General features: G+C 38.7%; 3 protein-coding genes. 1 reads left to right on the top strand and 2 read right to left on the bottom strand.

The window, feature by feature from the left end; genetic code table 11:
• A partial coding sequence (locus J536_RS23665; protein WP_032064184.1) for an ABC transporter permease occupies positions 1-941 on the bottom strand: 941 nt, incomplete at its 3' end.
• Positions 942-1,036: 95 nt separating this feature from the next.
• Positions 1,037-1,438 carry a hypothetical protein gene (locus J536_RS23660; RefSeq protein WP_032064020.1) on the bottom strand — a complete coding sequence of 134 codons (402 nt, stop codon included), beginning with the start codon at positions 1,436-1,438 and terminating at the stop codon, positions 1,037-1,039.
• Positions 1,439-1,582: 144 nt separating this feature from the next.
• On the opposite strand from J536_RS23660, the gene J536_RS23655 reads away from it, so the two are divergent.
• The coding region (locus tag J536_RS23655) for a phage late control D family protein (RefSeq protein ID WP_212750237.1) at positions 1,583-2,158 on the top strand (576 nt) is incomplete at its 3' end.

The raw sequence follows: 2,158 nt of genomic DNA, 5'->3' as shown, positions 1-2,158 counted from the left end.
TTTGCTCCTACTTTCCAAGTGAACATCCGCTCACCTAACTTCATTAATACCCAGTCACAGACCAGACCAATCACCCCAATAATCAAAATAGCTGCATAGACATTGTCAAAGTTTTGATAGCGTGCCTGTTGGGTAATAAACCATGTAATACCTGAAGTCGTACCAATCAACTCTGAAACAATTAAGTAGGTCCATGCCCAGCCCAATAGCACACGTAAGTCGCGGTAAATATCAGGTAAGGCAGCAGGAATTACCACATGAAATAAACTTTTGAGCTTATTGGTACCAAGCGTATAGCCAGCTTCAATTAAGCTTCGATCTACCATTCGGGTGGTATTGGCAATAATGAGAATTTGCTGAAACAGCGTACCAATCACAATAATTGCAATTTTAGGCGCATCATTAATCCCTAAAATTGCTACTGCAAGTGCACCAAATGCAGGTGCGGGCAAGTAACGGAAAAACTCAACAAACGGTTCTGTTAACAGAGATATCCGCTTAGAAAAACCACACAAAATACCCAGTGGAATCCCAATCAATGAAGAGATAAAAAAAGCTGAAAATACCAGTTTAATACTGTGCCATAAACTTTGATGAAACCACGGTGAATCAGGTTGTTCAGGTGGTGTGGTAAATGCGGTGACCAAAGCCTTAGCAACTTCATGGGGAGGGGGTAAATAAATCGGATTAACCAAAATACCTTGTGGTGGTGCAGAATTTCGATTGACAGCATTTTGTGCTTCGAGATAGAACACATTTTTATCAATGCGACTTCCTACTTGTAAGTAAGAAACACTTCCCGAACTCGTGATTTGTACTTGAGGATGCCAAACAAAAGGTAAGTAACTGATTGCGCACCAAAGACATATTGGAATCACGAAAGAACAAATACTGAGAATCAGCTTGTTCTTTCGCGTAAATTCCTTTGCAACATAACCCATATCGAGAGCTCCCCATTTTGATCAGTATTACGATTTTCATAAAACGTAATATTATTAAGCAAAATAGGTGCCATCTTTAAGGTGCATCAGATGAGTTAAGAAGACGAGGGAATTAAAGTTTCATGTAAATACACCCAATAACATTTTTTATCTTCTACTTTAATGCAGGCCGTAGAGGTACGCACTGTCTCGGTTTCATCAGTTTGCTGATGTTCCTGATATTGCACCCAACAATAATTTTCAAATTCGTATAAAGCTGTACTCTTAATAATGTCGATTTTTAAAGAAGGCTTCTTCCCGATATTCTGGCTAAATAAACTATTCACTTCGGCTAAACCAATACTCTGACCCTGAACCGTAACCATCTTAAAATTTTGATCAAAGCTATCTAAAAGCGGGCTCAGACTTTGCTCTGCATTTTTTCCTGTAAATACATTTTCTATTAAAACATGTAGGTCAATGACACTTTGAATGGCTTGATCCATTTGATTAGACATGATTTTTCTCCTTTAAAACCTTATCTTTCTTTTAGATAAACTAAAAAGTATGTAAGTTAAGGGAAGATAAGCTATTTTATATAAATAGACAATTCTGTCTGTTTTTTATAAAATATCGATGATTATGACTCAGTTTTTACAATAATGATGTCCCATAAAATATTTCAAATTTTAGAGAGTTTAGGGTTGGTCGCACAGAACCGCGTTCTTCATGTGCAATTTTCCAACACATCATTAAACAATCAAGTTTTCTTACAACGCATTGAGGGCGAACATACGCTCAACCAAGGTAGCGTTGCTGAGTTGCTGTGTCTATCGACCAACGCACATATTGCATTAAAACAATTTATTGGCTGTCAGGTTGCCGTCGATCAAGTCACTGACATGGGGCAGTTTTTTAGAACTACGGGCATTATTACCGAAGCAAGCCAAGGGCAAAGTGACGGCTCACTCACCATTTATAATCTCACCTTAAAAGACCCGACTACACTCTGGCATAAACGCCGTAATAGCCGCGTGTTTATGAACAAAAGCGTGCGCGATATTAGCGAAATTCTGTTTAAAGAATGGCAGGGTAAAAGCCCGTTATTTGCCGCAAGCTTAACCCTCGACACATCTGGTTTAAGCAAAGACTACGATGTGCGTCCATTTGTGATGCAGTCTAACGAAAGCGATTATGACTTTTTAACCCGTTTGTGGCGTAGTGAAGGCATTAACTGG

Source organism: Acinetobacter sp. 809848, assembly GCF_000581275.1.
In the GTDB taxonomy this organism is placed as follows: domain Bacteria; phylum Pseudomonadota; class Gammaproteobacteria; order Pseudomonadales; family Moraxellaceae; genus Acinetobacter; species Acinetobacter pittii.
Note: the sequence above shows the minus strand (reverse complement) of the source record. Positions and strands in the feature narration are given on the sequence as shown.